The 26,712-nt window shown below is 71.5% G+C and carries 29 protein-coding genes and 1 riboswitch; of the genes, 15 read left to right on the plus strand and 14 right to left on the minus strand.

Going from position 1 to position 26,712, the window contains the following annotated elements; translation table 11 throughout:
* Positions 1–109: 109 nt before the first annotated feature.
* Positions 110–1,048, plus strand: coding sequence for a MurR/RpiR family transcriptional regulator (locus ACWDR0_RS06055; protein ID WP_456350423.1), 939 nt, complete (start codon positions 110–112; stop codon positions 1,046–1,048).
* Positions 1,049–1,056: 8 nt separating this feature from the next.
* Positions 1,057–2,007, plus strand: a complete 951-nt coding sequence (gene murQ, locus ACWDR0_RS06060; RefSeq protein WP_456350424.1) for an N-acetylmuramic acid 6-phosphate etherase — start codon at positions 1,057–1,059, stop codon at positions 2,005–2,007.
* Positions 2,008–2,134: 127 nt separating this feature from the next.
* On the opposite strand, the gene ACWDR0_RS06065 is transcribed toward murQ, so the two are convergent.
* The 8 genes from ACWDR0_RS06065 to ACWDR0_RS06100 all read right to left on the minus strand — a co-directional run bounded on the left by ACWDR0_RS06065 (position 2,135) and on the right by ACWDR0_RS06100 (position 9,117).
* Complete coding sequence (locus tag ACWDR0_RS06065; protein WP_456350425.1) at positions 2,135–3,979, minus strand: hypothetical protein; 1,845 nt, start codon at positions 3,977–3,979, stop codon at positions 2,135–2,137.
* Between the two features lie 142 nt (positions 3,980–4,121).
* Positions 4,122–4,766, minus strand: a complete 645-nt coding sequence (locus ACWDR0_RS06070; protein ID WP_456350426.1) for a DUF6461 domain-containing protein — start codon at positions 4,764–4,766, stop codon at positions 4,122–4,124.
* A gap of 425 nt (positions 4,767–5,191) precedes the next feature.
* Positions 5,192–6,049, minus strand: coding sequence for a helix-turn-helix domain-containing protein (locus tag ACWDR0_RS06075; RefSeq protein ID WP_456350520.1), 858 nt, complete (start codon positions 6,047–6,049; stop codon positions 5,192–5,194).
* A complete protein-coding gene (locus ACWDR0_RS06080; RefSeq protein ID WP_456350427.1) occupies positions 6,033–6,563 on the minus strand; it encodes a DUF6879 family protein in 531 nt (176 codons plus the stop codon). The genes ACWDR0_RS06075 and ACWDR0_RS06080 overlap by 17 nt, the downstream gene beginning before the upstream one ends.
* Positions 6,550–6,762, minus strand: coding sequence for a hypothetical protein (locus tag ACWDR0_RS06085; protein ID WP_456350428.1), 213 nt, complete (start codon positions 6,760–6,762; stop codon positions 6,550–6,552). Before ACWDR0_RS06085 ends, ACWDR0_RS06080 begins: the two co-directional genes overlap by 14 nt.
* 122 nt (positions 6,763–6,884) lie before the next feature.
* The gene (locus ACWDR0_RS06090) at positions 6,885–7,262 is read right to left on the minus strand and encodes a hypothetical protein (protein ID WP_456350429.1); all 378 of its coding nucleotides are present in this window, start codon (positions 7,260–7,262) and stop codon (positions 6,885–6,887) included.
* Between the two features lie 136 nt (positions 7,263–7,398).
* Positions 7,399–7,830 (minus strand): glycine-rich domain-containing protein, encoded by a 432-nt coding sequence (locus ACWDR0_RS06095; RefSeq protein WP_456350521.1) that lies wholly within the window; start codon positions 7,828–7,830, stop codon positions 7,399–7,401.
* 309 nt (positions 7,831–8,139) lie between these two features.
* Entirely contained in the window at positions 8,140–9,117 is a 978-nt protein-coding gene (locus tag ACWDR0_RS06100) for a helix-turn-helix transcriptional regulator (RefSeq protein ID WP_456350430.1), read from the minus strand.
* Between the two features lie 64 nt (positions 9,118–9,181).
* On the opposite strand from ACWDR0_RS06100, the gene ACWDR0_RS06105 reads away from it, so the two are divergent.
* Positions 9,182–9,583 (plus strand): VOC family protein, encoded by a 402-nt coding sequence (locus ACWDR0_RS06105; protein WP_456350431.1) that lies wholly within the window; start codon positions 9,182–9,184, stop codon positions 9,581–9,583.
* 66 nt (positions 9,584–9,649) lie between these two features.
* Here the strand turns inward: ACWDR0_RS06105 and ACWDR0_RS06110 are convergent, their stop codons facing one another.
* Positions 9,650–9,943 carry a DUF397 domain-containing protein gene (locus ACWDR0_RS06110; RefSeq protein ID WP_456350432.1) on the minus strand — a complete coding sequence of 98 codons (294 nt, stop codon included), beginning with the start codon at positions 9,941–9,943 and terminating at the stop codon, positions 9,650–9,652.
* On the minus strand, positions 9,919–10,767 hold the full coding sequence (locus tag ACWDR0_RS06115) for a Scr1 family TA system antitoxin-like transcriptional regulator (protein WP_456350433.1): 849 nt from the start codon (positions 10,765–10,767) through the stop codon (positions 9,919–9,921). The genes ACWDR0_RS06110 and ACWDR0_RS06115 overlap by 25 nt, the downstream gene beginning before the upstream one ends.
* A gap of 180 nt (positions 10,768–10,947) precedes the next feature.
* On the opposite strand from ACWDR0_RS06115, the gene ACWDR0_RS06120 reads away from it, so the two are divergent.
* The 5 genes from ACWDR0_RS06120 to ACWDR0_RS06140 all read left to right on the plus strand — a co-directional run bounded on the left by ACWDR0_RS06120 (position 10,948) and on the right by ACWDR0_RS06140 (position 14,274).
* Positions 10,948–11,217, plus strand: a complete 270-nt coding sequence (locus ACWDR0_RS06120) for a hypothetical protein (protein WP_456350434.1) — start codon at positions 10,948–10,950, stop codon at positions 11,215–11,217.
* Positions 11,214–11,423, plus strand: coding sequence for a hypothetical protein (locus ACWDR0_RS06125; protein WP_456350435.1), 210 nt, complete (start codon positions 11,214–11,216; stop codon positions 11,421–11,423). The genes ACWDR0_RS06120 and ACWDR0_RS06125 overlap by 4 nt, the downstream gene beginning before the upstream one ends.
* A 119-nt stretch (positions 11,424–11,542) precedes the next feature.
* On the plus strand, positions 11,543–11,962 hold the full coding sequence (locus ACWDR0_RS06130; RefSeq protein WP_456350436.1) for a hypothetical protein: 420 nt from the start codon (positions 11,543–11,545) through the stop codon (positions 11,960–11,962).
* Entirely contained in the window at positions 11,962–13,377 is a 1,416-nt protein-coding gene (locus ACWDR0_RS06135) for a hypothetical protein (RefSeq protein WP_456350437.1), read from the plus strand. The genes ACWDR0_RS06130 and ACWDR0_RS06135 overlap by 1 nt, the downstream gene beginning before the upstream one ends.
* 12 nt (positions 13,378–13,389) lie before the next feature.
* The gene (locus tag ACWDR0_RS06140) at positions 13,390–14,274 is read left to right on the plus strand and encodes a hypothetical protein (RefSeq protein WP_456350438.1); all 885 of its coding nucleotides are present in this window, start codon (positions 13,390–13,392) and stop codon (positions 14,272–14,274) included.
* A gap of 28 nt (positions 14,275–14,302) precedes the next feature.
* On the opposite strand, the gene ACWDR0_RS06145 is transcribed toward ACWDR0_RS06140, so the two are convergent.
* Entirely contained in the window at positions 14,303–15,235 is a 933-nt protein-coding gene (locus ACWDR0_RS06145) for an SIS domain-containing protein (protein ID WP_456350439.1), read from the minus strand.
* Positions 15,236–15,611: 376 nt separating this feature from the next.
* Between ACWDR0_RS06145 and ACWDR0_RS06150 the strand changes: the two genes are divergently transcribed.
* The 3 genes from ACWDR0_RS06150 to otsB all read left to right on the plus strand — a co-directional run bounded on the left by ACWDR0_RS06150 (position 15,612) and on the right by otsB (position 18,431).
* Positions 15,612–16,919 (plus strand): extracellular solute-binding protein, encoded by a 1,308-nt coding sequence (locus ACWDR0_RS06150; RefSeq protein WP_456350440.1) that lies wholly within the window; start codon positions 15,612–15,614, stop codon positions 16,917–16,919.
* A 410-nt stretch (positions 16,920–17,329) separates the two neighbouring features.
* Positions 17,330–17,527, plus strand: coding sequence for a DUF3263 domain-containing protein (locus tag ACWDR0_RS06155; RefSeq protein ID WP_456350522.1), 198 nt, complete (start codon positions 17,330–17,332; stop codon positions 17,525–17,527).
* A 10-nt stretch (positions 17,528–17,537) separates the two neighbouring features.
* Positions 17,538–18,431, plus strand: coding sequence for a trehalose-phosphatase (otsB, locus tag ACWDR0_RS06160; RefSeq protein ID WP_456350441.1), 894 nt, complete (start codon positions 17,538–17,540; stop codon positions 18,429–18,431).
* A 145-nt stretch (positions 18,432–18,576) separates the two neighbouring features.
* On the opposite strand, the gene ACWDR0_RS06165 is transcribed toward otsB, so the two are convergent.
* The 3 genes from ACWDR0_RS06165 to ACWDR0_RS06175 form a co-directional block, all read right to left on the minus strand.
* The gene (locus tag ACWDR0_RS06165) at positions 18,577–20,040 is read right to left on the minus strand and encodes an alpha,alpha-trehalose-phosphate synthase (UDP-forming) (protein WP_456350442.1); all 1,464 of its coding nucleotides are present in this window, start codon (positions 20,038–20,040) and stop codon (positions 18,577–18,579) included.
* A gap of 30 nt (positions 20,041–20,070) precedes the next feature.
* A complete protein-coding gene (locus tag ACWDR0_RS06170; RefSeq protein WP_456350443.1) occupies positions 20,071–20,430 on the minus strand; it encodes a hypothetical protein in 360 nt (119 codons plus the stop codon).
* Between the two features lie 297 nt (positions 20,431–20,727).
* A complete protein-coding gene (locus ACWDR0_RS06175) occupies positions 20,728–21,678 on the minus strand; it encodes a glucosyl-3-phosphoglycerate synthase (RefSeq protein WP_456350444.1) in 951 nt (316 codons plus the stop codon).
* A 217-nt stretch (positions 21,679–21,895) separates the two neighbouring features.
* Positions 21,896–22,075: riboswitch (SAM riboswitch) on the plus strand.
* A 17-nt stretch (positions 22,076–22,092) separates the two neighbouring features.
* Here ACWDR0_RS06175 and thrC point away from each other — a divergent pair.
* The 4 genes from thrC to groL all read left to right on the plus strand — a co-directional run bounded on the left by thrC (position 22,093) and on the right by groL (position 26,523).
* The gene (gene thrC / locus ACWDR0_RS06180; RefSeq protein ID WP_456350445.1) at positions 22,093–23,403 is read left to right on the plus strand and encodes a threonine synthase; all 1,311 of its coding nucleotides are present in this window, start codon (positions 22,093–22,095) and stop codon (positions 23,401–23,403) included.
* A gap of 103 nt (positions 23,404–23,506) precedes the next feature.
* Positions 23,507–23,782: a MoaD/ThiS family protein gene (locus ACWDR0_RS06185; protein WP_456350446.1), complete on the plus strand. Its 276-nt coding sequence runs from the start codon at positions 23,507–23,509 to the stop codon at positions 23,780–23,782.
* A gap of 499 nt (positions 23,783–24,281) precedes the next feature.
* Positions 24,282–24,488, plus strand: coding sequence for a cold-shock protein (locus tag ACWDR0_RS06190; protein ID WP_456350447.1), 207 nt, complete (start codon positions 24,282–24,284; stop codon positions 24,486–24,488).
* A gap of 412 nt (positions 24,489–24,900) precedes the next feature.
* Entirely contained in the window at positions 24,901–26,523 is a 1,623-nt protein-coding gene (groL, locus tag ACWDR0_RS06195; protein ID WP_006348513.1) for a chaperonin GroEL, read from the plus strand.
* Positions 26,524–26,712: the final 189 nt, after the last annotated feature.

Consider the following 26,712-nt stretch of genomic DNA (forward strand, 5'->3'; position numbering starts at 1 on the left):
ATACGCCCGCGAGCTGCTGTTTCCTTGCCGGGGCTATACCAAGGGGAAACCGACGGGATACCAACGAGGGTCTTGACCGGCCCCATGATGTGAAAATAGCTTTCATACCATGGGTAACCCAGTGAAGGAAATTTTCAACAAGGGGGCCGCCGCCAGCGACACACCGCCCGCCCCGGCCGCCCTCGCCGCGAAGGTCCGTACGCTCACCCCGTCCATGACCCGGTCGATGCAGCGGGTCGCCGAAGCCGTCGCCGAGGACCCCGCGGGCTGTGCCGCGCTCACGGTCACCGGACTCGCCACCCGTACGGGCACCAGCGAGGCGACCGTCGTCCGCACCGCCCGGCTGCTCGGCTACCCCGGCTACCGCGATCTGCGGCTCGCCCTCGCCGGTCTCGCCGCCCACCAGGAGTCCGGCCGGGCGCCCACCGTGACCGCCGACATCGCCGTCGACGACCCGCTCGCCGATGTCGTCTCCAAACTGGCCCACGACGAGCAGCAGACCCTCGCGGACACCGCGGCCGGGCTCGACATCTCCCAGTTGTCGGCCGCCGTCGCCGCCGCCGCGACCGCGCGCCGGATCGACATCTACGGGGTGGGGGCGTCCTCCCTCGTCGGAATGGACCTGGCGCAGAAGCTGCTGCGCATCGGACTGATCGCCCATGCCCATGCCGATCCGCATCTCGCCGTGACCAACGCCGTACAGCTGCACCCGGGCGACCTGGCCGTCGCCATCACGCACTCCGGCTCCACCGGCGATGTCATCGAGCCGCTCCGTACCGCCTTCGAACGCGGGGCGACCACCATCGCCATCACCGGCCGTGCCGACGCGCCGGTGGCCCAGTACGCCGATCACGTACTGACGACGTCGACCGCGCGGGAGAGCGAACTGCGGCCAGCCGCGATGTCCTCCCGTACGGGTCAGCTCCTGGTCGTGGACTGCCTGTTCATAGGCGTGGCGCAGCGGACCTACGAGACCGCGGCGCCCGCTCTCGCCGCCTCCTACGAGGCCCTCGCGCACCGGCACTCCCCCCGGCACACCCATCGATGAGGACACCTATGACGCCCCCCTCCCCCGCATACCGTGAGCTGCGTGCACAACTGGCGACCCTGACGACCGAGGCGTTCCGGCCCGATCTCGCCGGGATCGACCGGCTGCCGACAGCCGAGATCGCCGGGCTGATGAACGCCGAGGACCGGACGGTCCCGGAGGCGGTGGCCGGGCAGTTGCCCGTGATCGCGGCGGCCGTGGACGCGGTGGCGGAGCGGATGGCGCGCGGCGGCCGGCTGATCTACGCCGGGGCGGGCACGGCGGGCCGGATGGGCACCATGGACGCCAGCGAGTGCCCGCCGACCTTCAACACGGATCCGTCGCGGGTGGTCGGCCTGATCGCCGGCGGCCCGGCGGCCTTCGTGACCGCGGTGGAGGGCGCGGAGGACCGTGCGGACCTGGCGGCGAAGGACCTGGCGGACATCGCCCTGGGCCCGGACGACACCGTGGTCGGGATCTCCGCCTCCGGCCGTACGCCCTACGCGGTCGGCGCGGTGGAGTACGCCCGCGGCCTCGGCGCCCTGACGATCGGGCTGTCCTGCAACGCGGACAGCCCCCTGGCGGCGGCCGCCGACCACGGTATCGAGGTGGTCGTGGGCCCCGAACTGCTCAGTGGCTCGACCCGGCTGAAGGCGGGCACGGCCCAGAAGCTGGTCCTCAACATGATCTCGACGATCACGATGATCCGCCTCGGCAAGACGTACGGGAACCTGATGGTGGACCTGCGTGCCTCCAACGACAAACTGCGCGCCCGCTCCCGCCGGATCGTCTCCCATGCGACGGGCGCGGCGGACGAGGACGTCGAGTCGGCCCTGTCGGCGACGGGCGGCGAGGTGAAGCCCGCGATTCTGATGCTGCTGGCGGATGTGGACGCGAAGACGGCGGCCCGGCTGCTGGCGGAGTCGGACGGCCATCTGCGGGCGGCGCTGGACGCGGCGGCGGGCCGGGGCGGCCACTGAGGGCCTGATACGGGCCGGGGCGGCGGCTGACCGGGCCCGGTACCGGCCGGGGCGGCACCGGAGCGGGCCGAGGCGACCGGGAGGGCCGGCTCCCGCGGGCGCAGGGCGTGGCGCGCTCGCCCCCGTATCAGCTCTCGCAGCCGACGGAGCCGGGCAGCGGAACACAGATGTCGGTGTCTGCGCCGCCGTCGAGGCTTCCGGCGTTGGCGATCCCGGTCGCCCCGGTACTGCCGGTGTCGCCGTCGGTACCGCCCGGCCCGGACGGTCCACCGGGTCCGCCCGGGCCACCAGGTCCTCCGGCAGCGGTGAGCCGGTCGTCCCCCGTACCGCCGTCGAGCCGCGCGGCGGCCGCGTTGCCCGCTCCTCCGGCTCCGCCCGCGCCACCGTCACCGGCTCGCTGCCGTCCCGGCGCCCGCCCGCCCGGCCCGCCGGTCCCGCCGGTGCCGCCGGTGGCGGTGACGGTGTCGTTGCCGCCCTCGCCGTCGAGAGTTCCGGTGTTCGCGGCTCCGCCCGCGCCACCGGCCCCGCCGGTATTGAAGTAGCCGCCGCGGCCTCCGGTGCCGCCCTCGGCCCCGGTGGCCGCGAGGTTGTCGTCCCCGGCGCCGCCCCTGATGGTTCCGGTGCTCCCGCGGCCGCCCGCGCCACCGGGACGGCCGGGTGTGCCGGTGATGACGGTGGTGATGAGGTTGCTCACGGTGTTTCCGGTCCTTCCGTCGCCGCCCGGGGAGCCCTGGGCGGTCAGCGTGTCGTCGCCTTCGCCCCCGTCCACGATCCCGGTATTGCCGACGGTGCCGTCAAGCCCGTTCTGCGTGGGCCCTTGCAGAGGGGCTTCGTCGTTGTTGACGGCATCGATGGTGTCCCCGCCGTCCTGGCCTTCGATGGTTCCGGTGTTGCCCGGCCTTCCGTCGCGCCCCGTGGCGGTGATGGTGTCGGGACCGCCGCCACCGCGGACCGTCCCGGCGTTTCCCGTGCCCCCACCGCCCTGGAAGACTCCCCCGGCAACACGGCCGCCCCGGGCACCGAGTGCGGTGATGGTGTCGCCGTCCTCACCACCGTCCACCAGACCGCCGGAGCCGACACCCGGCCCGCCCTGGCTGGAGCGCGCCGGGTCGTCCTCCGGCGAGAGCCGGAAGACGGCTGAGGTGGCGGTGATGCGGTCGGCGCCTGCGCCGCCGCCGAGGGTGCCCCGGACACCCGAGCCCCCCTGTCCCACCGCCCAGCCACCGGTGGCCGTGAGAACGTCGTCGCCCGCGGCCCCGGTCACCATGGCGTCCTCGGCGACTCCCGCGCCTCCGACGCCCCCGCTTCGGGGGAAGAGCAGATCCCCGATGTCCCGGACCGAGGTGTTGCCCCCCGTCATCTCGACGGTGTCGCTGTCGTCACCTCCGTCGACCACGGCACCCGGCCCGGCACCCGGCCCTCCGGTGCCCGCGGTCGCGGAACGGAATCCGCTCCGGCCGCCGGTGATCCGCAGGATGTCGGTCCCCGCACCGCCGAGGACAGTGCCGAGGGAACCGGCCCCGCCCTCCGGCGCGGTGACCCCGTAGGGACTCCCGCCGCCTTCTCCTCCGGTGATGGTGACCCGGTCGGCCCCGGGCCCGGCGTCAACGGTTCCTCCGGCCCCCACACCAGGACCGCCGGAGCGTCCCCGGAGGTTGGTCTGCGGCACATTCACCCCCTGGACGGTGATGGTGTCGTCACCCTCCTGGCCGTTGACCGTGCCGAGCACCGGGCCGCTGACGACCACCGTGTCGTTCCCCGGACCGGCGTCCAGCACCTCCCCCGCCGGAATCCCGTCGGAGCAGGTGATGGTGTTGTTGCCGCCGTCGGACGCGACCGTGCACCCCGCGGGTACGGCGGCGTACGCGACACCGCCCAGCGGCAACTGGACGACGGCAGCCGCGACGGTGACCGCGACGGCGGTGACGGACAGGCGGGCACCCGGTCTCCGGGCAGATGGCGAGAGCGGCACGACGGTACTCCTGACATGGGTGGGCCGGGAGCGCGGCGCCGGAAAACGCCCGCTCCAGCCTCACCGTCGAACCGGCCGGACCACCCCGCAACGCCAGGCGGCATTCGGCCCACCGGGCCCCGGGGGCACGGCCCCGCCCCGGCTACGCCCGGGGCCCCGGGCCCAGGTTCGGGCTGCCGCTGACCGCGTAGGCCGGGAGGGGGGCGGTGGTCAGGACGGAGCGGGGCAGCGACAGGCCGAAGCGGGACTCGACGACCGCGAGCGTACGGCGGCGGCAGGCGTCGAAGTCCTCCGGCTCCGGGTCGCCGTAGGTCACCCCGTCCGTGTGGAGGATCCCGGCGGCGACGAGGTCGGGGAGGAACAGATCGGGCTCGGCCCCGTAGCGGACCGCCTCCTCGCAGAGCCCGAAGCCGCAGAGGACGCGGCCGTCGCGTGCGTAGAAGAGGTACGCGGGCGGGTGCTCCACGGACGGGTCGTAGTGGACGGCCTCCACGCCGGACCGGGAGATCTCCTCCAGCCGGTCCCGCCCGGTGGAGTCCCCGTACTCGATGGCGAACGACCATCCGGCGTGCTCGCCGACCCGCACCACGCCGTCGCCCCGGGAGGCGGGCCGGTAGAACTCCAGGGGCAGTTCGGAGACCCGGGCCGCGGTGAGCGGTTCACTGCCCTCGCCGGCCTTGCCGCCCATCCGGACGGCCAACTCCTCCGCGCCGATGCCCCGGGCGAAGACCAGCCCGGCCATCAGCCAGGACGCCGCGCCCACCAGCCACTGGATTCCGTCGCCCATACCGCTCGCCTCCCCGACATCACGCTCTGCTCGGTTACCGGCCCTTCCGACTGTAGGCACCACCACTGACACTCCGGTTCAGCCAACGGGCCGAAGGGTTCCGGCCCCTTTGCAGGATGCAGCGGATCGCTGAGAAGTGCAGGGGCATCCCGTGATAACGCCCCGTGAGGCGCGCGACAGTGTATGGAGGTTCCGCGGTAGCGGAGCACGTCATGACCGGTGCGCCCGCGGCGGGAGAGATCCACTCGGGCCCGGTGCGCAGTCGAATTATTCAACAACCTTGACGCAGCGGGGGCGTCCGGGGGTTCCGGGCGGGGCGGCCGTTCCCCGGGAGCGGGAGCCACGTCGTTCCGGATACGCCACCGGCTGCCGTTGCCGGACCGGGAACGGCAGTCCACCGCCTCCGCTGCCGGACCGGGCGCGCGCTACGGGTCCCGTCGCAGGAACCCGTCCGCGGCAGCGCGCAGAAAGGACCTGGCGTCGGCGCCGACGAGCGCATGCTCCATGAAGACCGCGAACAGTTCGAGATGGTGAGCCACGTCCCGGGGGTCGCGCAGGACGACCTCCCCCGAGAACAATTCGACCGTCACCAGCCGCTCGTCGTAGACGACGAAGATGTTCATGGGGATCGCGGGCACCTCGGCGGACCGGGGCACGATCGCGATCTCCACATTCCCCTTCTCCGCCACCGACGCCATATGGGAGCACTGCGCCGCCATCACCCGGGCGGGGGCCCGGCGCCATGTCACGGCCTGCTCCGTGAGCAGGAAGGTGAAGGAGCGCGAGGGATCGTCCAGAATCGTCCGGCGTTCCATCCGCGCATCCACGGCCCGCCGCACATCCCTGGCCGGGTCGCCCGCGACCGTGCGCGAGAGCGTCTGTTCCGCGTACTCCCGGATGTGCAGAAGCCCGGTGGGAACGGCCGGCAGGAAGTGCCGCATCACGTGCGAGGACTGTTCCAGCGCCCGGAGTTCGACCTGCTTGCGGTGCAGACCGACCCGGGCGTAGGCCCGCCAGGACGCGTAGTCGACGTTGGCCCGGCGGGCCAGTCTCAGCAGTTCGTCGGCGACTTCCCTCGGCACCTCCAGCGCGGCCAGGATGCATTCCACGTCGAGGACCGTGGGAAGAGCGCGGCCGGTCTCGATGCGGCTGATCTTGGTTTGGCTCATGTTGCAGCGCACGGCGAGCCGCTCGCCGCTGAGACCGGCGGCCAGGCGGAGACTCCGCAGAGCGTCCGCCAGGCCCTTCCGGTCCCTGCCCTGATGATCAGCCTCTATATTCACCAAAGGGGACTGCGTCCTTCAGCGCCGAGTCTCGCCAGCGACGGTAGGTGTCGAGGTCCGGATCCACGATGCGTTCCCTGTTGATCTGGGTCCCGTCGGCACGGTAGTTCAGATGGACGACGACCGCGTCGTCGAAGAGCCAGAAGTCCTGCTCGGGCAGGATCGTGTCCGGCCGGCCGGTGAGATCGACGATCCGGTAGTCCTCGCCGGCCGCGACATTCCCCGGGATGCACCACGCGAAGAGATAGCGGCTGTAGTCCGTCAGGGGCTTGCGCACGACCTTGGCGCGCGTCATGGTCCGCCCGGACGCGACATGGCCCCTGATCGTCCGATGCCACGACGCGTTGAACCCCTCGGGCAGGGGGTCGCCGTCCAGGAAACTCCGCAGCGATTCGGCCTCGGCAGGCATCGTGTAGGTCTGATGGACCTCCAGCCGGAAGGCGGAGTCCCGGAAGTCGCGGAAGTACGACTGCCATTCCTCGCCGTCCAGCAGCACCGGACTAGAGCCATCCACGGGCACGTGCGGCCTCCTTCAGAACGCTCTCCGGGATCAGAACGACCGACTCGCCGTCCGGCACCGGATGAACCACGTCGAAGCCCTGCACAGCCAGCAGTGCGGGGTCCGGCGTAGCGTAAACGGTCGGGCAGTCGCCGTTACCGCAGTCGTCGTCGCCGGGGCTGCACGGCCCTCCGGCAATCTGTGTCAGCTCCATGGGAGCCTCCCCCCTCTGGGTTTCCGAACTCCACGGATGGTGGTTTCCCGCTGCCCTCACAGTGCAGACCCACCAGTCACGTTCTCGCATGGATTGCCCGCCGCACGATCCTCCGCTCGATGTCAGGTCCGGTACTCGGTGGGACGCATCGCCACCTGGTCGGCGGTCATCCCTTCGACGCTCAGGTCGCCGGTCCACAGGCCGTATCTGTTGCAGTACGCATCGGCGAACCGGATCCGGTAGCCATCCTGTTCGAGCCGCCAGCCCCGGTCGTCGAAGTGCGCGATCCGGTCGCTGCCACAGACGAACGCCCGGGTGGCCTGGACAAGAATCCAGCGCCCCAGCTTGTCGCGTGACGAATCGCCGGTATTCATGGCTGCCGCCACCTGCCACAGACGGTGCCAGCCGACTCCCGGTGTCAGCGGGCCGACTACCCCGATGTCACCGAGCTGCCGGTGATCCAGGTGGTGGGTGGCATAGCCGAAGACCACACCGAACATGTGGAAGACCGTGACGCGGCCGCGGCCGGCCGGCGTTCCGCTCCGGGCAATCGGCAGAGGGCTTCCCGGTACGGCATCCTCTGCCCCGGAGGCGGTTCGGAGGCCCGCGGACGTCCGGACCGTCAGCCCTCCGGCCTCAGCAACAGGGTCCATCGCCGCAGCAGGCCGGGGGGTTGCACTCCGCGGTCGTCCCCCAGAGCCGTTCGTCCACCTCGAATCCGGCGGCGCGGATCCGCCCGGCCACCGAGACCATCAGGTCCGGCGTACGCACTGTGGAGTTCGGCTCGTGATGGACGAAGAAGCCGAAGCGGTTACGGCACCAGTCCGCATACTCCTGGGTGTGCAGCATGAAGGCATGCCAGCCGGGGTCCACCAGTCGGCTCGGCGCCAGATCGTAGGCCCGCTCACTACCGACGACGTAGACGAACGCCATCGCCTGGTCCATCACCGCATCGGCCACCACCCGCTCCATGCCGTACTCCTCGGCACAGAAGGCGGCCAGCCGCTCGAACAGGCCGGGGCCGACGAGGTCTCGTCCTCGCCGTAAGGCAGCTGAACTCTCCACCATGGTCGTCACGATCGTCTCCCATCGGATGTGGGCCGCTCCGGGCATTCCGATGGTTCCGCAGACTGCGGCGAATTCCCCCCTTTATGCGCGTTGTTGCATAAAGAGGGGCAGGCTCGGCTTACAGCAGCGGTGGAGTTTCACCGAAGCCGTCCGTCGCGCGGGCGGCTACCGCCAGGATGGGCCGGGTGACAGCGCCCCGCCTTGACCTCTGGCACCACTACGGCCGGCTCAGCGCCGAGGCCGGCCGCGGCGTCCCCGGTACCTTCTCGGCTGCCACAGTGATGCGGAACCCCGGCCAGCAGGACGTCATCAGTCCCGCGAACCGGACTCGTACGGCACCTCGTTCTCCTCGGACAGTCCCCGGATACGCCGCAGCAGCGCCTCCCGCACGCTGTCCGGGGAGAGCACCCTCAGCGGCGTGCCCAGGCCCAGCAGGTACTCGGCGAGCTGCTCCGCGTCGTTCGCGCCGACCTCGACGACGGTCGCGTCCGGCCCGTCCGGGTGGTGAGTGCCGATCGTCGGCGGGACCAGCCGCAGGGCCCGTTCCATGGGGTGCGGGAGCCTGATCGTCACGTAGAGCGGATAAACAACACCGTCGATGCCCCGGGAGACCAGGGCCGCCGCGTCCGGCGGGTCCACGATCTCGGCCGGTACCCCGGTCGGTTCCAGCCGTACGACCCGGTCGGCCCGGAACGTCCGCCACTGGTCCCGCGCGACGTCCCGGGCCACGAAGTACCAGCGCAGCCCCGTGTACACCAGCCGGTACGGGTCGACCTCCCGGACGCTCGCCCTTCCCGCATGGTCGCGGTACGACAGCCGGGCGCGTACGCCACGGCGGCAGGCGGCGGCGAGCTCCCGCAGCATGCCGGGCGAGATCCGGGGCTCCCCCGGGCTGGGAGTCCGTACGACGGTGGCGTCCATCTCGCCCAGCCGGTCCGCGATCCGGGGCGGCAGCACCTGCCGCAGTTTCAGCAGCGCCGAGAGAGCGGCCTGGTCGTCGCCGAGGATGCCGCTGAACGCGGCCTCGCGCAGGGCGACGGCCACGGCGAACGCCTCCTCGTCGTCGAGGACCAGCGGCGGCACCCGGGCTCCGCCGACCAGGCGGTAGCCGCCCCACGGGCCAGGATCCGACTCGATGCCGTAGCCGAGTTCCCGCAGCCGCGCGATGTCCCGCCGCACGGTGCGCCCGGTGACCGCCAGCCGCTCGGCCAGTTCGCCGCAGGTCCAGGACGGCCGGGTGGGCAGCAGGGCGACCAGTCGCAGCAGGCGGGAGGAAGTGCTGATCACGTCCCGCAGTGTTCCCCATGACCAGGACCGGCCCTGTCCTGGTCCCGTCCTAGGGTCCCGTCCCATGAGCACTGGAACCACGACCAGCACCGCCGCCGCACCGGCGATCCGGCTGCTGTCCGTCGACTTCGACTGCCCGGACCCCGCCGTCCTGTCCCGTTTCTACGCCGAGGCCCTCGGCCTGCCCGTCGTCTACGCCGCCGACGACTTCGTCCTCCTCGGCCGGGACGGCGCCCCGGGACTGGGGTTCATCCGGATCGCCGACTACCGCCCGCCGACCTGGCCGGACCCCGTGCAGGGGAAGCAGGCGCATATGGAGCTGGGCGTCGACGACCTGGAGGCCGCGTACGCGCGGATGCTGGCCCTGGGTGCGGTGGAGCCCCCGGACCAGCCGCATTCGGAGGAGGGGCGCCGGGTACTGCTGGACCCGGCCGGGCATCCGTTCTGCCTCTCGACGGGCATCTGACGTACGTCCGGGCCCGGCGAGCGGTCGCCGGGCCCGGACGGATGCGCCGTGGGTCAGGAGCTGTGGTCAGGAGGGCAGGCTGCCCTTCCTGACCGCCGTGACGAAGGCGGACCAGTCGGCGGCCGGGAAGACCAGGACCGGGCCGTCGGGGGTCTTGCTGTCACGGACGGGGACGAGGGCGGGGAGGTTCGCGGCGATCTCGACGCAGGCGCCGCCGTCCTGGTTGCTGTAACTGCTCTTGAACCACGCGGCGGAGCTGAGGAGATCGTCGGAGACCTCCAGGCACTGGCCGCCGTCCTGGTTGCTGTAACTGCTCTTGCGCCAGGTGACGGCACTCAGGTCGATGATGGGGCGTCGCATGGCACTTCCTCCAACATCCGCAGGATGAACGTCCGCGACTCGGCCGGGGACAGCGCCAGGTCGCGTACGGAATCGTATGCGCGCTGGAGCCGTTCGACGTCGGCATCCGACTCAACCAGGTAGCCGGAGTAGCCGGTTTCCACCCAGGCAACCGTCTGCCGATCGGAGGTACGCAGGAACATGGTGTCGGCATTCGTCAGACCATGGATCCCGGCCGCCATCCGTATCACCTGGACAGTGACCGCGGACCGTTCACTGATGGCGACCAGATGCTCCAACTGCCGTCGCCACTCGGACGCATCGGCCAGCTCCGTGCGGAGCACTGCCTCGGACAGGATGGAGCGAAAGCGAGGGGCGTCGTCATCCGTCAGCAGCGCCGACCGGCCCATTCGCGCATCGACTTGCCGGGACAGTGCCTCACCCTTGAGGCCGCCCGTCGAGAGCAGCTCCGTCGCATAGCCCCTGGTCTGGAGCAGGCCCGGCAGCACGCTCACCGCGTAGTGCCAGAGGTCCACCGCCTCCGCCTCCAGCGTCATATAGCGGCGGTACTGCTCCTTGAACTGCGTCGGGTCCCCCAGCGCCAGCTCCCACAACGCCAGCAGCCCACCCCGCATCCCGTAATGCTGGTCCAGCGCCAGCGCGACCTCCGGGCCGCCGATCGTCTCGCCCTTCTCCATCTTGCCGAACAGGGACCAGTCCCAGCCCATCCGGTCGGCCAGCCTGCGCAGGCTCTCGCCCGACTCGACTCGCAGTGCCCGCAGCTCCTCGGCAAACCGCTGCCTCGGTGACTGGCTCCGGCCGGTGGTCGCTTTCCTCGGTGGCATGACGCCCCCTTCCAACGGGTGTGGAAGTAACCCCGGACGAAGTGGAAGGAGCATCTGTCTACGTTGTTCGCGCGCAAGGTCCGGGCCCAAGCTCAGTGACGCTCGGGATACGCACCGTAGCCCAACTCCCGTACGACATACAGGCAAACAGGCGAAATATCAGGATTGGAGCGACCACGTATGGCGAACGACGGTGACCGGCAGCGAAGCGCCGCGGCAGTGAAGATCAGGCAGGCGGAGGAGGCGTGCGACATCCTCGGGGAGGCGCTCGCGCGGGCCGGGGTGCGGCTGCCTTCGCTGGGGGTGGATGCCTGTGCGTACGGCGCAGACGATCCCCTCCCGCTGATCGAACTCGGGCGCTGCATGCCCGCGGTCGCGCTCGCCCTGGCCGCCGTCATAGAGCAGGGTGTCCAGCGGCGGCGGGCGGAGGGCGAGGAGGTCCGGCCATGACCCGGGAGGGGCTGACCGAGGTCCCGCCGCCCGCGCGGAACGCGATCTGCTGCGACTGCGGGCGGCCGACGTACGCGCCCGTGCCCGTACGCCATATCGAGCAGGGCAGCGGGCCGGGGCACACGGTGTACGCCTGCCCCGGGTGTGCCCCGGAGATCGCGCCCGGGCCGCTGCCCGGCGAGGTCGCCGCCGCGCCGTCCCCCTGACACCTGCCCCCTGACGCTTGGCTCACAGGCTTGTCGGGAAAAGCACTCTTGGCGGCCGGTCCGGCCGGATAGGGTCGGTCGCCGAATTCGCGCAATGCACGTGCCGTCAGGGGGGACGCATGTCATTCGAGGAAGAGTGGTCGCAGCTCAAGGAGGACGCGCTGCGGAGGCGGGAGGCCGCCGGGATGCGGCTCAACTCCACCGGACCGCCCGGTCCGGGGCCGGCCGCCGGGGATCTGGGGCTTCAGGACGGGCCGATCCGCGCCAAGACCTCGCAGCTCACCACGGTCCAGGCGGAGGCGCAGGGAAAGTCGCAGCTCGACGACGCGGTCGCGGTCGGCCGGGTGCACTCCGGCTGGGAGGCCGGCGGTGCGAGCAACGTCTGTGTCGAGGCCTGGCAGAAGCGGCTCAGGGAGCTGGCGCGGATGGCGGAGGGCGCGGCCAACGCGGTGACCGCCGCCATGGACCAGCAGATCGGTGACGACGTCTCGATCGCCGAGCGGATCCGGATCAACGCCGACCTGCTGGAGAGTTCCTGATGGTCTCCGTACAGGAATTGGACACCGCGCAGCCGCAGAAGTGGCGTGACGCGGCCGCCGATGTGATCCGGGCCGCCCAGCAGTGCGAGGCGCTGGGCGCGTTCGCCCGGGACGAGATCGGCCAGACGCTGAGCAAATGCTGGTCGGGGGACGCGGCCCGCGGCGCCCGGGACGCCTTCCACAAGAACGCCGGTGACTACGAGGCGGCGGCGGTCGCGCTGCGGGCGCTGGCGAAGACGTACGACGGGCTGGCCGAGACGATCACGAACGCGCAGCGGGACCTCCGCAGCGGGGTGGAGTACGCGCGGACCCATGGCCTGACCGTGGACGAGAGTGGCCGAGTCAGGGTCGCTCCGGACCAGGCGCAGGATCCGGCCGTCGACAAGACGGACAAGGTGACCCACGCGGCCGATGTCATAGGTGCCGCGCTGGCCCTGGCGAGCCTGGTCGACCGGAACTCGGCCCGCGAGATGCGGACCGTCGAGGGAATCACCAAGCTCGGGGATCCGAACCTGGCGCGGGAGGCGCTGAACCCGAACAGTCCGCTGGCGATCGCCCTGCGGCTGTCCGGCGGGCTGGACGGTGTCCATCCCATCAATGTCCCGCCGACCGTACTGGCCGCCGTCGACCGGGCGGCCCGGGAGACCGGGATGAGCCGCAAGCTGCTGCTGGCGATCCTCTGGCAGGAACAGCAGTGGTACCAGAACTTCAATCCGAGCGGCAGCGGTATCTGGGCGTCGTTCGGGCGGTTCGCCAACTGGGCGGCGATAGCCAGCGGTCAGGTGCCGGACAAGTCCCTGGGGATCGTGCACATCAAGCCGGAATCCGCCCGCAAGGTCGCCGCCGACAACGCGGGCAAGTTCATGCTGACCGACGGCCGGGACGTCAAGGACCTCTCCAACGAAGAGCTGGCCGTACTCATCGAGAACGACCCCGATCTCAGCGTCCGGCTCGCCGCCCACCATCTGGCGGCGCTCCAGGCGAACCAGCACGGGTCGGCCACCGACAAGCACCTCTTCCTGCTCTACGCGGCGGACACCCCGCAGATGCGGGAGAGCAACGAGCAGTACGGCGACGAGTCCGGCCCGCGCGGCGGCGCCATCAGGCCCCGGGCCAACAACTGGGACCGAATCGAACCGCATCTCGACGACGCGATGGCGTGGAACGACCTGACGCCGGAGCAGCGGGCGCAGGCGTTCGAGCAGGTGAGATCGCAGGCACCCGCGGGCACCGATGTCTCCGTGGACTCGGTGATCCGCCCGGACAGCGCCGACGGCAAGGGCACCGGCCCGCGCGAGCCGGTCGTCTACGAACCGGGGCTGATGCCCCCGCCGCCCACCAAGGACCAGATCTACCAGGACCCCTGCCCGCCCGTGCCGGAGCCCAGTCCCGGCCCTTCGCCCACCCCCCGCTAGAGAGGCTGATCCATGAGGAGGACCGCGCGCCCCGCGGTCGGCCTTCTGCTCGTGTCCGTGCTCACCGCCTGCGGTCTCGGCAACGGTCCAGCCGAGAAGCCGCCCGTCCCGATTCCGTCGAACGTGCCCAGGGATGTCCGGTTCGCCTCCGCGGCGGACGTGGTGACGGCCCTGGGCGCCGCGGGCCTGGACTGCAAGGTCGCCCATAGCGCGGAGCTGCCGCGGAACGGCGGCAGTACGGCCCGCTGCACGTTCGAGAGCGACGGCAGGTCCATCGAGAACGAGATCTCCGTGTACAACACCGAGGTCATCGGTGAGGACGACATCGGGGACGCCCTCGCCTCACGCCGCGACCCCCCGTTCGGGCAGACCCTCGCCGCCGGGGGGAACTGGTTCGTCCGGGTCATCGGCGGCGACACCACACGCCCCGCGCAGAAGGTCGCCACGGCCCTTCGCGGCGCCCTCCTGCCCCCGTTCCAGGACCTTCCGGAGATCCCGGAGAAGCCTCGCTACGCCGATCTCAAGGGTCTCGCCGATGCGCTGGACCGGGCCGTGGGCTGCACGGAGCGCAAGGAGTCGGCCGGGATGCTGCGGTGTCGTACGAAGGCCTGGAAGCCCGGCTTCAAGTGCGCCGACCCCAAGGACGACTACGACGCCACCCTCATCCGCTACGGAACCGTCGCCGAGCGCGAGGAGGACCTGCTGATGAGGCTGGCCGACAAGAGGGCGCCCTGGCGGTTCACCACCGCCGGGAACTGGCTGATGTCGTTCCGCCACACCGAGACCAGGGACAAGGCCGCCCGGGGAATGGGGGCGGCGGCGGTCGACGCCGTCAAGCCGGTCCTCAAGGACGAGACCTACCTGGACTCGCCCTGCAACCCCGACCGCCGCCCCTGACCCCCTCCAGGAACCCGCCCCCGCGCGCTCAGCCCAGGATCACGCTCCGCGTCAGGTTCTTCGGCCGGTCCGGGTCGTAGCCCTTCGCCTCAGCCAGGGCGACCGCGAGGCGCTGGGCGCGGATCAGGTCGGCGAGGGGGTCGCACGGGGCATTGGCCACCAGGGTGCCGCCGACGGCCGAGACGTCTCCCGCCAGGCCCTCGGGGAGCGGGCCGAAGGCCCAGGTGACGCGGCCGGGGGCGGTGATGGCGATGGGGCCGTGGCGGTACTCCATCGACGGGTACGCCTCGGTCCACGCGCCCGCCGCCTCCCGCATCTTCAGCGCCGCCTCCAGGGCCAGACCGTAGGTCCAGCCGCGGCCCAGGAAAGTCCACTGCTCGGCGGCGACGACCGCCTCCGGCAGCGGTTCGGTGAGGGCGAGTTCGGCGTCGACGGCGGCGTCCGCGACCGACTTCACGCCCAGCCCGGCGGGGAGTTCGCCGAGCCCGGCGCGGAGGAAGGCCAGGGCGGTGGTGGCGAACCGGGTCTGGACCACGGACTCCTCGTCCGCCCAGTCCAGTACGGCGACGGTGTCGGCCGCGTCCATGACGGGGGTCGCGGGGTCGGCGGTCAGCGCCAGCGTCGGCACCCGGCCCTTCAGCGCGGTCAGCAGCTCCAGCACCTCCGTGGTGGTGCCGGATCGGGTGATGGCGACGACCCGGTCGTAGCCGCGGCCGGCCGGGAACTCGGAGGAGGCGAAGGCGTCGGTCTCGCCGAGGCCCGCGGCCTCGCGCAGCGCGGCGTACGCGATGGCCATGAACCAGGACGTGCCGCAGCCGGTGACCGCGACCCGCTCCCCCGGCTCGGGCAGTCCGGCGAAGCCCCCGGCGGCCTCGGCGGCGCGCCGCCACGACGCGGGCTGGGTAGCTATCTCGGCGGAGGTGCGGGAGGGGGCGGCGGACGGCGGGGTCGTACGGGACATGCGTCGGGCTCCTTGCGCATAGATGACCACTCGGCACCTCGTGCTTAGCAGCAGGTCACCCCGGTCGGCAACGGTGTTGCGGCGGGTCCGGCGCAGGTCCCGCCGCATGGCGCCGGAGGAAACCGGATTGGTCTGGACCGGTCAGCGGAGAGGTGACCAACGCGTTGCCGAAAGGAGACCCCTTGGCGTAGACCTCTGAACGGTCTTGGTGAACAATCGCACGTCATTCCGGCAGGGCCGGAGGGGCCGTTGAGGGCCCCGTGAGGCCCGGTGACATGCCGGAAGCTGCGCGCGGGAACCGCGTGATCGGCATATCTCTCCCCGACCCGCCGGCCGTATCCCCGGCGGGATCCGGCCAACAGATGGGGCACCCTCTGTGCGACAGCACCTCTTCCGAAACGGGCGGCAGCGTGGATTCCGGTACGGACGGCCGAGCGCGGCGGCCGTAGTGCTGGGGCTCACCGCCGGCCTCACGGGCTGTAGCTCCGACGAACCGTCCAATGTGACCCTCGATGTCGTCGTCGCGGACTACGACGTGGACGGCGGACAGAGCAGCAAGGAGTACTGGGACACTCTGACGACCCGGTTCGAGGCGGCGAACTCCCATATCGACGTCAGGGTGCGGGTCGAGCCCTGGACGAACGTGGACCGCGCGGTGCAGGACATGGTGAAGGCCGGGAAAGCCCCCGACATCGCCCAGATCGGCGCGTACGCGGACTACGCGGCCGCGGACAAGCTCTACCCCGTCGACCAGTTGCTCTCGCTGGAGACCGCGGCGAACTTCCTGCCGCCGCTCGTGCAGGCGGGCGAGCACCGGCGCACCCGGTACGGGATGCCGTTCGTCGCCTCCACCCGGCTGCTCTTCTACAACAAGAAGCTGTTCGAGGAGGCCGGGATCGAGAAGGCCCCGACCACCTGGGAGCAACTCCGCAAGGCCGCGGTGAAGCTGGACGAGGAGACGGACGCCAAGTACCCGTTCGCCCTGCCGCTCGGGCCGGAGGAGGCGCAGGCGGAGGTGCTGAACTGGCTGCTGAGCGCGGGTGATTCGTACACCGTCACCGGCGGCAGCTACGACATCAACTCGCTGCAGAACATCAAAACCCTCACCTGGGTGAAGGAGAAGCTCGTCGACCGCGGGCTGACCGGGCCCGTCGCGCCCGCCCAGCTCAACCGCAAGGCGGCGTTCGCGGCGTTCGCCCGGGGCGAGGTGGGGATGCTGAACGGTCATCCGTCGCTGCTGCGGACCGCCAGGAAGGCGGGCATCGAGCTGGGGACGGTGGCGATACCGGGGCCCGAGGGCACTCCGCACAGCGCGATGGGCGTCGCCGACTGGATCATGGCCTTCAAGGAGGGCGGCAACCGCGCCGAGGCGGGGAAGTTCCTCGACTTCCTCTTCAGCGACGAGAACGTGATCGCCTTCGCCGGGCAGAACAATCTGCTGCCGGTGACGGTCTCGGCCTCCAGCGCCATGAAGAAGGACACCAGATACGCGGAGCTGAAGGGCTTCCTGGAGCTGCTGCCGAACTCCAATCTGCCGCCGGTCGGCAAGGTGTCCTGGGCGGCGGTCAGCGCCGAGATCAAGAAGTCCGTCGGAAAGGCCGTCGCTCCGGGCGGCAGCCCCAAGGCGGTACTGGACGGCATCGACCGGGTCGCGGAGCAGGCGGAGGCGGACAGCGGCGAGTAGGAGGAGCGGGGGCAGGCGCGAGGCGCAGGCGCGAGGTGTAGGCGGGGCGGACGCGACGGGAGCGGGGAGTGGCAGGTCCGGGCGGTACGGGGTGGGGCGGCGGGCGCGGCGTGCGTCGCGGCACCCCGGGGGCCGGGCTTATGTTGGATCGTATGACCGATCCCGCCGCTCCTCTTCCGGACGCCGGTGCCGATTCCGGTGCCGGTGCCGATTCCGGTGCCGGTGCCGATTCCGGTGCCGGTGCCGCCGCTGATTCAGGTGCCGGTGCCGGTGCCGGTGCCGATTCCGGTACGGGCGCCGGAGCACCGGACGACGCCGGTGCCGGGACCGCTGCCGGTGCCGGTGCCGGGACCGCTGCCGGTGCGGCCGGCCGCGGCACCCCGGGCCCGCTCCCGGCCCGCGACCGCGCCGTGCTCGCGCTGGAGCGGCGCTCCTGGAGCGGGCCCGGGGCGAAGGAGCGGGCGGTGCGGGAGGAGCTGGGGATGTCGCCCGTCCGCTACTACCAGTTGCTCAACGCCCTCCTCGACGATCCCCGGGCGCTGGCGGACGACCCGGTGACCGTCAACCGGCTCCGACGCGTCAGAGACGAGAAACGCGCGCGCCGATAGGGTCTGTGGCATGGGTAGCTCTCCGCACTTCCCGGATGCTTCACCGTCGCCCGGCCACGGGCTTCCCCGGCCCACGACGCCCGCCGGACGGGACGGGCTCGCCGCACTGCTGGCCCGGCCCGAGAAGGCCGTGGTCGCCCTCGACTTCGACGGCACCCTCGCCGAGATCGTCCCCGACCCGGAGCAGGCCCGGGCCCATCCGGGGGCGGTGCCCGCGCTCGCCCGGCTGGCGCCCCGGGTCGGCCATGTCGCCGTGGTGACCGGGCGCCCGGCGGGGGTCGCGGTGCGGTACGGCGGCTTCGCCGGGGTCGGCGGGCTGGCCCATCTCGTGGTCCTCGGGCATTACGGCTCCGAGCGCTGGGACGCCGTCACCGGCACGGTCAACACCCCGGCCCCGCATCCGGGTGTGGCGGCGGTCCGCGCCGAACTGCCGGGCTATCTGGACCGGTTCGGGGCCTGGCACGGGACGTGGATCGAGGAGAAGGGGCAGGCCGTCGCGGTCCACACCCGGCGGGCCGAGGACCCCTCCGCCGCGTTCGAGGCCCTGCGGGAGCCGCTGGCGACCCTCGCGGCCCGGCACGGTCTCGTGCTCGAACCGGGCCGGATGGTCCTCGAACTCCGCCCGCCCGGGATGGACAAGGGCGTCGCGCTCGCCGAGTACGTGCGCGAGGTCGGCGCGGAGTGCGTGCTGTACGCGGGCGACGACCTGGGCGACCTGCCCGCGTACGCGGCGGTCGAGAAGCTCCGCTCGGACGGTCTGGCGGGCGTGCTGGTGTGCAGCGGCAGTACGGAGGTCAGCGAGCTGGCCGAACGGGCCGACCTGCTGGTCGCGGGGCCCGCCGCGGTCGTCTCCTTCCTCGCCGCGCTCGCGGACGCGCTGGAGGCGGGGCCGGGCGCGGCCTGAGCCGTACGCCTTGCGGCTCCGGGGCCCGCGGGCGCACGGGCCCGCAGGTCCGCGCGCCCCCGCAGGCCCACGGGGCCCGGGGCCGTAATCGGGGGCCGACGGCCTCGCGGTCCTTCCAGAACCCGCGGGCCCCACACCCACGCCCCTACGACTCCGTTGCCAGCGCCTCCAGTTGGTCCAGGAACCATTTCTGCGGCGGCAGGGCCGTCGCCGCCGCGGCGAGGCGGGCCGAGCGCTCCGCGCGGACGTCCGGCGGCAGGGTCAGGGCCTCGTGCAGCGCCTCCGCCGTCGCGATCACGTCGTACGGGTTCACCACAAAGGCATCGGCGCCCAGCTCCTCGTACGCCCCGGCCTCCCGGGACAGCACCAGCGCGCAGCCCTCGTCCGAGACGACCGGGATCTCCTTGGCGACCAGGTTCATACCGTCGCGGATCGGGTTGACCAGGGCGACGTCCGCGAGACGGTACGCGGCCAGCGAGCGGGCGAAGTCGTCCTTCACATGCAGGACGACCGGAGTCCAGCCCGGTGTGCCGTACTCGTCGTTGATCGCGTCGGCGACCCGCGCCACCTCCGCCGTGTAGTCGCGGTAGACGGCCAGGTCCTGGCGGGAGGGATAGGCGAAGGCGATATGGACGACCCGCTCGCGCCACTCGGGACGGGTCGCCAGCAGGTGCCGGTAGGCCAGCAGGCCGCGGACGATGTTCTTCGACAGCTCCGTACGATCCACCCGGACGATCGTCTTCCGGTCGGTGCCGCCGATCTGCTCGCGCAGGGCGGCCGTCCGTTCGGCGACATCGGGGCGGTGCGCCCGGTCCCGGAGGAAGTCGGCGTCGGCGCCGAGGCCGTGAACCCCGATCCGGGTGTCCTTGAGCGCCTCGGGGCCCAGTACCTCCGTACAGCAGGCGGTGAAGGCATCGGCCCAGCGGCGGGTCAGGAAGCAGGTGCGGTCGGCGCCGAGAAGGCCGCGGAGGAGCTGTCCGGCGATATCGTCGGGGAGCAGCCGGAAGTAGTCCGGCGGGGCCCACGGGGTGTGGGTGAAGTGGCCGATCCGCAGGTCGGGGCGGAGTTCGCGGAGCATCCCGGGCACCAGGGCGAGGTGGTAGTCCTGGACGAGGACGGCCGCGCCGTCGGCCGCGCGCTCGGCGAGCGCTTCGGCGAAGGCGCGGTTGTACGTCTCGTACGCCTGCCACCGGCGCCGGAACTCCTCGTCGAAGACGGGCTCCAGCGGGGTCTGGTACAGCATGTGGTGGACGAACCAGAGCACCGAGTTGGCGATGCCGTTGTACGCGTCGGAGTGGATGTCCGCGTCGATGTCGAGCATCAGGACGCCGTCCTCGCCGCGGCCGGCACCGCGCCGGACGGCCTCGCGGTCGCCGTCGCCGAGGGCGCAGCAGACCCAGAGGGAGTCGTCCCGGGCCCCGATGGCGGAGAGGCCGGAGACGACGCCTCCGCCGCCGCGTTTCTCGTCGAGCCCGCCGTCGTCACGGAGGGTGTACGAGACGGGGCCCCGGTTGGACGCCACCAGGACCCGGGCTGGGGCCGGGGCGCCGGAGGCGGGGGGACGGTCGCGGGCGTCGTCGGCCTGGGCGGCGGGGGGCTCGGGGACCATGTGGCAACACCTAGCCTCCCGGGCCGCGGCTCAAACGTCCGTTCGCCCGTCGTGGCGCGGTTCACGCCGTCCGCGCGCCGCGGCGACGGCGACCGCCCCGGCGGCGGCGAGGGCGGCACCGAGCCCGCCGAGCAGCCAGAGCCGCTCCCCGTCCCGCCCCCGGCCGGTGGGCGCGAGGGTCGGCCCGAGCACGGGCCCGGCGGCATCGGCGGACCCGGCCGTTCCGGCGGACCCGGCCGCGCCGACGGGCGGTGCGGCGGGCCCGGCGGCAGACGCCGCGGCCCCCTGCGCCGCCCCGGTCGTCCGGACGGCCGGGACCGCTTCCGCGCGGGCGAACGGGGCCGCGGCCAGGACCAGGACCAGCAGCGCCAGCAGTCCGGCGAGCTTCACCGCGCGGCCCCGCCGGGGGCGGCCCCGGCGGGCGGGCGGTCTGCGGGAGGGGGCGCGGCCGCGTGGGATGTGCGGACGTACCGAAGCGGGTCCGGCGGACCCGGCGGGCCCCGCGGCGGCCGGGTGACGGCGTGGCCGGGCAATAGGCGCGGAACGTGCGGAACCGATGGGCCGCGCGGAACCGGTGGACCCCGCGGAACCGACGGAACGGACAGAGCCGATGGAACGGACAGAACGGAGCGATCGGACATAAACCATACATAAGATAGTCAGCCCCGCCCGGCGGGAAACCGGGATTTACGCCGCGCGGCGCGCCGCGTACTCACCGATCTCGCGCATCGGCGGCCGTTCCTCCGTGTCCACGGCGTGCGTCCGCGGTACGAACCCGTCCTCGCCCCGCTCGAACTGCGTCAGCACCGGCCGCACCAAATGGCCCCGCGAAAGCCGCAGTTGCGCCGTACGGTAGATGGCCGCCGCCATCCGGCCCAGCGCCCGGCCGTCCTGGTGGCGGTGCTTGCGGGAGCCCACGTCCACCTGGGCCAGCGCGTCCAGGCCCACCGTGTGCAGCGCGTCGACCAGCAGCGCCAGCTCCACCCCGTACCCGACCGGGAAGGGCAGCCGCTCCAGCAGGGAGCGCCGGGCCGCGTACTCGCCGCCCAGCGGCTGGACCACCCCGGCCAGCTGCGGCCAGTGGAGATTGAGCAGCGGACGAGCCACCAGCTCGGTGACACGACCGCCCTGACCTGCGGCTTCGCCCAGCGGGCGGTCGTACATCGCCTTGACGAACTGGACCTCGGGATCGGTCAGCAGCGGACCGACGATGCCTGAGACGAAATCGGCCGAGAAGTCCCGCAGATCGGCGTCGACAAAACAGACGATGTCACCGCGGGTGACCATCAGGGAACGCCACAGCACCTCCCCCTTGCCCGGGAGGGCCGGTATCCGCGGCAGGATCGCGTCCCGGTGGACCACCCGGGCGCCCGCCGCCGCCGCGACCTCCGCGGTCCGGTCGGTCGAGCCCGAGTCGATCACCACCAGCTCGTCGACCAGCGGAACCTTCTCCATCAGCTCCCGGCGGATCACCGTGACGATATCGCCGACCGTCGCCTCCTCGTCGAGCGCGGGCAGCACCACGCTCACGGTGGGCGGGGGCGCGGCCGACCGCTTGGCCGCGAGCAGCGCCGGAAGCGGGCGGTCCGCCGCCGACCAGGTACGCGTCGCCAGCCAGCGCTCTACCTCTTCGAGCACGCGCTCCACTCCTCAGCCGTGGGGGCGCCTCCCGTGCATTTCGGGCATGACGGGAGGGCCGGATGCCGGTCCGCGGGCACCCGGAGGCGCCCGTGTGATCCATCTCGCGGTACGGACGACTATCTCAACCGTCCGGACCTTCGGTTACAGTCTTGAACAACGCGGATGACCGTCGCATGTCGGGGTCCCGCGTTCAACCTGATCAACAATCGAATACCGCTCATCCAGAGGGGCAGAGGGAAACGGCCCGTTGAAGCCCCGGCAACCCTCCAGCCGGTCTCCGTCGCGACAGTGCGATCCGCAGCAGCGGACAGCGCGTGTCGGCGCCGCGAGGCTCCCGGCTAGGGAAGGTGCCAAATCCGTCTCATGGCGAGATGCGCCATGAGGAAGATGAGGAGAAAGGGCCTCGCCTCCATGGCTGCGCAGACCGTCGCAAGCACCGCAGAATCCACCACCCCCGCCACCGCCCCCGCAGTGGACCTCGGCCCCGCCGTCGCCCTCTCCTGTCGCGAGTGCGGCGAGCGCACCCCGCTCAGTCCGAGCTTCGCCTGTGCCTCCTGTTTCGGTCCCCTGGAAGCCGCCTACGAGCTGCCCACCGGTGACCCGGAGGCGCTGCGCAAGGCCATCGAGGCCGGCCCGGAGAGCATCTGGCGGTACGCGCCCCTGCTGCCCGTCCCCGCCGACGTGGCCACCAAGCCCAATCTCAACCCCGGCTTCACCCGCCTGGTGAAGGCCGACCGCCTCGCCGCCGAACTCGGCGTCACCGGCGAGCTGTACGTCAAGGACGACTCCGGCAACCCGACGCACTCCTTCAAGGACCGTGTCGTCGCCATCGCCGTCGAGGCCGCCCGCGCCTTCGGCTTCACCACCCTCTCCTGCTCCTCCACCGGCAACCTGGCCGGTGCCGTCGGTGCCGCCGCCGCCCGCGCGGGCCTGCGGTCCTGCGTGTTCATCCCGCACGACCTGGAGCAGGGCAAGGTCGTCATGGCCGCCGTCTACGGCGGCGAGGTGGTCGCCATCGAGGGCACCTATGACGACGTGAACCGTTTCTGCTCCGAACTGATCGGCGACCCGATCGGCGAGGGCTGGGGCTTCACCAATGTCAATCTCCGCCCGTACTACGCGGAGGGCTCCAAGACCCTGGCGTACGAGATCTGCGAGCAGCTCGGCTGGCGGATCCCGGACCAGATCGTCATCCCGGTGGCCTCCGGCTCCCAGCTCACCAAGATCGACAAGGGTCTCCAGGAACTGATCAAGGTCGGCCTGGTCGAGGAGAAGCCGTACCGGATCATCGCCGCGCAGGCCGAGGGCTGCTCCCCGGTCTCCGCCGCGTACAAGGCGGGCCACGACGTGGTCCGCCCGGTGAAGCCGGACACCATCGTCAAGTCGCTCGCCATCGGCAACCCGGCGGACGGGCCGTACGTCCTCGACATCGCCCGGCGCACCGGCGGCGCGGTGGAGGACGTCACGGACGAGCAGGTCGTCGAGGGCATCAAGCTGCTCGCCAGGACCGAGGGCATCTTCGCGGAGACCGCGGGCGGTGTGACGGTCGGCGTGGCGAAGAAGCTGCTGGAGGCGGGCGTCCTGGACCCGGCCGCGACCACCGTCGTCATCAACACGGGCGACGGCCTCAAGACCCTGGACGCGGTCGCCGCGACCAGCGGCCCCACCGCCACCATCCGGCCGAGCCTGGACGCGTTCCGCGCCGCGGGCCTCGCACACTGACCCCGCCGGTCCGCCCCCGGTCCGCCGGGGGCACCGCACCGCCGCCGCAGCCGTACGCCGCCGTCCACCGAGCCCGGGCAGCCGCCCGAGGAAGGCACCACCCATGAGCGTCAACGTCCGCATCCCGACCATCCTGCGCACCTACACCGGCGGACAGGCCGAGGTGGCCGCCGAGGGCGCGAACCTCGCCGAGGTCATCGCCGACCTGGAGAAGAACCACGCGGGGATCGCCGCCCGGGTCCTGGACGACCAGGGCAAGCTGCGCCGCTTCGTCAATGTGTACGTCAACGACGACGACGTCCGCTTCGAGCAGGGGCTGGAGACCGCCACCCCCGACGGCGCCGGAATCTCGATCATCCCGGCCGTCGCCGGCGGCTGACCGCCCCGCGCGCGTCCGGCACCGCCTCGCGCCGTCCGGCCGTACGCGGGCGCACGCCCCGCCGCGGCAACGGGCCGCGCATCCGGCGGCACTGACCCTGGGTAATGGGAATGGCCCCCTCCGTAAGACAAACGGAGGGGGCCATTCTGCATGGTTGAACACGCTAGAGTTGGGGAACGCCCGGTGATCGCCCACCGATGGCCAGGTACGAGAATGCGCCCGGGCTCGATAAGAAGCAGCCAATATGCAGGCGCAACCTGTCGCATAGGTTCCTTTTGTCCGGCCGGATTTGGCCCGGAATTTCCTGAATTCAGGACAATTACCCGATAGTAGCCTCCGGGATTTCTCGTCCGATTGACCTGTTGCAGAGGGCAGTTGTGCAGATACATTCAGCCGCGGTCGACGCGTTCCGGCGCACACCTGTGAGGTCGGGTAGAGGTCTGACCCAGGGTCCGCGAGGTGCGGTCCTGTGCAAGGGCCAGTAATAGGGGAGTTAGGCATGGCTCAGGGCACCGTCAAGTGGTTCAACGCGGAGAAGGGGTACGGCTTCATCGCGGTCGACGGTGGTGCGGATGTTTTCGTCCACTACAGCGCGATTCAGATGGACGGCTACCGCACCCTGGAAGAAGGGCAGCGGGTCGAGTTCGAAATCTCGCAGGGCCAGAAGGGCCCGCAGGCCGACATGGTCAAGCTCTCGGCGGCCTGACCCGACCCGTCCTCGGCGCGCTCGCGTTCTGACGCACGCAGACGCACGCACGCAGACGCACTCAGGGGTCCGCATCCCGCTCGCGCGGGGTGCGGGCCCCTTGTGTTTCCCCGCCGCACCCCTCCCCCACCGGGTGTTTCTCCACCGGCGGAACCCTCCGCGGGGCCCTGCTCACACCGGCCTTCCGGCCCGTGCCCCGCCCCGGCTCCGGGCGTACGGCCTTGCACTCTCGGGTGCCGAGTGCTAATCATTGGCGTTAGCACTCTCCCAGTGAGAGTGATAACTGAAGGGCCGGGTCGGCGAGGCCCGCTCGCCGCGCGGTGCATGGAGCCGCCCGGTGCAGCAGGCCGTCCGTCGCGGGCGCAGGCGCGGTCCGAGAGCTTCCCACACCAGTCCGTGGAGGACACCTCACATGGCAAAGATCATCGCGTTCGACGAGGAGGCACGGCGCGGTCTCGAGCGCGGGATGAACCAGCTCGCCGACGCCGTCAAGGTCACCCTTGGCCCCAAGGGCCGTAACGTCGTCCTCGAGAAGAAGTGGGGCGCCCCCACGATCACCAACGATGGTGTTTCCATCGCCAAGGAGATCGAGCTCGAGGACCCGTACGAGAAGATCGGCGCCGAGCTGGTCAAGGAAGTCGCCAAGAAGACGGACGACGTCGCCGGTGACGGTACGACCACGGCCACGGTGCTGGCCCAGGCGCTGGTCCGCGAGGGTCTGCGCAACGTCGCCGCCGGTGCCAACCCGATGAGCCTGAAGCGCGGTATCGAGAAGGCCGTCGAGGCCGTCTCCGGTGCCCTCCTCGAGCAGGCGAAGGATGTGGAGACCAAGGAGCAGATCGCCTCCACCGCCTCCATCTCCGCCGGCGACACCCAGATCGGCGAGCTGATCGCCGAGGCCATGGACAAGGTCGGCAAGGAAGGCGTCATCACCGTCGAGGAGTCCCAGACCTTCGGTCTGGAGCTGGAGCTCACCGAGGGTATGCGCTTCGACAAGGGCTACATCTCGGCGTACTTCGCCACCGACATGGAGCGTATGGAGGCCGTCCTCGACGACCCGTACATCCTGGTCGTCAACTCCAAGATCTCCTCGGTCAAGGACCTCCTGCCGCTGCTGGAGAAGGTCATGCAGTCCGGCAAGGCGCTGCTGATCATCGCCGAGGACGTCGAGGCCGAGGCCCTGTCGACGCTGATCGTCAACAAGATCCGCGGCACCTTCAAGTCCGTCGCCGTCAAGGCCCCGGGCTTCGGCGACCGCCGCAAGGCGATGCTGAACGACATCGCCATCCTCACCGGCGGCACGGTCATCTCCGAGGAGGTCGGCCTCAAGCTGGAGAACGCGGGCCTCGACCTGCTGGGCCGCGCCCGCAAGGTGGTCATCACCAAGGACGAGACCACCATCGTCGACGGCGCCGGTGACAGCGACCAGGTGGCCGGCCGGGTCAACCAGATCCGTGCCGAGATCGAGAACTCCGACTCGGACTACGACCGCGAGAAGCTCCAGGAGCGTCTGGCGAAGCTGGCCGGCGGCGTGGCCGTCATCAAGGCCGGTGCCGCGACCGAGGTCGAGCTGAAGGAGCGCAAGCACCGCATCGAGGACGCCGTTCGCAACGCGAAGGCGGCCGTCGAGGAGGGCATCGTCGCCGGTGGTGGCGTGGCCCTGCTGCAGGCCTCTTCGGTCTTCGACAAGCTGGAGCTCGAGGGCGACGAGGCGACCGGTGCCAACGCCGTGAAGCTCGCGCTGGAGGCCCCGCTGAAGCAGATCGCCGTCAACGCCGGCCTGGAGGGCGGTGTCGTCGTGGAGAAGGTGCGCAACCTGACCCCCGGCCACGGCCTGAACGCCGCGTCCGGCGAGTACGTGGACATGATCGCCGAGGGCATTCTCGACCCGGCGAAGGTCACCCGTTCCGCGCTGCAGAACGCCGCGTCGATCGCCGCGCTGTTCCTGACCACCGAGGCCGTCATCGCCGACAAGCCGGAGAAGGCCGCCGCGGCCGCTCCGGGCGGCATGCCGGGCGGTGACATGGACTTCTGATCCCGGGTTCGCCCAGGATCGGCAAGGCCGGATCGCCGAAGGGCGGTACCCCCTCTCCAGGGGGTACCGCCCTTCGTGTTGTTCCGGCCTTCGTGTTGTTCCGTGTTGTTCCGTGTTGTTCCGGACCCGGCCGGAGACAGCCGGAGACAGCCGGACCCGGCCGGAGAAAGCCGGGCGGGCCGTGCCGGA

The sequence above is a fragment of the Streptomyces sp. NPDC003691 genome (assembly GCF_053981115.1).

Excerpts from the sequence above, each read along its gene's own strand:
- ACWDR0_RS06095 (WP_456350521.1), bottom strand. The coding sequence starts at position 7,830 with ATGGTGGAGAGTTCAGCTGCCTTACGGCGAGGACGAGACCTCGTCGGC.
- otsB (WP_456350441.1), top strand. The coding sequence starts at position 17,538 with ATGGGTAGCTCTCCGCACTTCCCGGATGCTTCACCGTCGCCCGGCCAC.
- ACWDR0_RS06165 (WP_456350442.1), bottom strand. The coding sequence starts at position 20,040 with ATGGTCCCCGAGCCCCCCGCCGCCCAGGCCGACGACGCCCGCGACCGT.
- ACWDR0_RS06085 (WP_456350428.1), bottom strand. The coding sequence starts at position 6,762 with ATGGAGCTGACACAGATTGCCGGAGGGCCGTGCAGCCCCGGCGACGAC.
- groL (WP_006348513.1), top strand. The coding sequence starts at position 24,901 with ATGGCAAAGATCATCGCGTTCGACGAGGAGGCACGGCGCGGTCTCGAG.
- ACWDR0_RS06125 (WP_456350435.1), top strand. The coding sequence starts at position 11,214 with ATGACCCGGGAGGGGCTGACCGAGGTCCCGCCGCCCGCGCGGAACGCG.
- ACWDR0_RS06090 (WP_456350429.1), bottom strand. The coding sequence starts at position 7,262 with ATGTTCGGTGTGGTCTTCGGCTATGCCACCCACCACCTGGATCACCGG.
- ACWDR0_RS06110 (WP_456350432.1), bottom strand. The coding sequence starts at position 9,943 with ATGCGACGCCCCATCATCGACCTGAGTGCCGTCACCTGGCGCAAGAGC.
- ACWDR0_RS06190 (WP_456350447.1), top strand. The coding sequence starts at position 24,282 with ATGGCTCAGGGCACCGTCAAGTGGTTCAACGCGGAGAAGGGGTACGGC.
- ACWDR0_RS06105 (WP_456350431.1), top strand. The coding sequence starts at position 9,182 with ATGAGCACTGGAACCACGACCAGCACCGCCGCCGCACCGGCGATCCGG.
- ACWDR0_RS06135 (WP_456350437.1), top strand. The coding sequence starts at position 11,962 with ATGGTCTCCGTACAGGAATTGGACACCGCGCAGCCGCAGAAGTGGCGT.
- ACWDR0_RS06120 (WP_456350434.1), top strand. The coding sequence starts at position 10,948 with ATGGCGAACGACGGTGACCGGCAGCGAAGCGCCGCGGCAGTGAAGATC.
- ACWDR0_RS06115 (WP_456350433.1), bottom strand. The coding sequence starts at position 10,767 with ATGCCACCGAGGAAAGCGACCACCGGCCGGAGCCAGTCACCGAGGCAG.
- ACWDR0_RS06145 (WP_456350439.1), bottom strand. The coding sequence starts at position 15,235 with ATGTCCCGTACGACCCCGCCGTCCGCCGCCCCCTCCCGCACCTCCGCC.
- ACWDR0_RS06130 (WP_456350436.1), top strand. The coding sequence starts at position 11,543 with ATGTCATTCGAGGAAGAGTGGTCGCAGCTCAAGGAGGACGCGCTGCGG.
- ACWDR0_RS06140 (WP_456350438.1), top strand. The coding sequence starts at position 13,390 with ATGAGGAGGACCGCGCGCCCCGCGGTCGGCCTTCTGCTCGTGTCCGTG.
- ACWDR0_RS06070 (WP_456350426.1), bottom strand. The coding sequence starts at position 4,766 with ATGGGCGACGGAATCCAGTGGCTGGTGGGCGCGGCGTCCTGGCTGATG.
- ACWDR0_RS06055 (WP_456350423.1), top strand. The coding sequence starts at position 110 with ATGGGTAACCCAGTGAAGGAAATTTTCAACAAGGGGGCCGCCGCCAGC.
- ACWDR0_RS06185 (WP_456350446.1), top strand. The coding sequence starts at position 23,507 with ATGAGCGTCAACGTCCGCATCCCGACCATCCTGCGCACCTACACCGGC.
- thrC (WP_456350445.1), top strand. The coding sequence starts at position 22,093 with ATGGCTGCGCAGACCGTCGCAAGCACCGCAGAATCCACCACCCCCGCC.
- murQ (WP_456350424.1), top strand. The coding sequence starts at position 1,057 with ATGACGCCCCCCTCCCCCGCATACCGTGAGCTGCGTGCACAACTGGCG.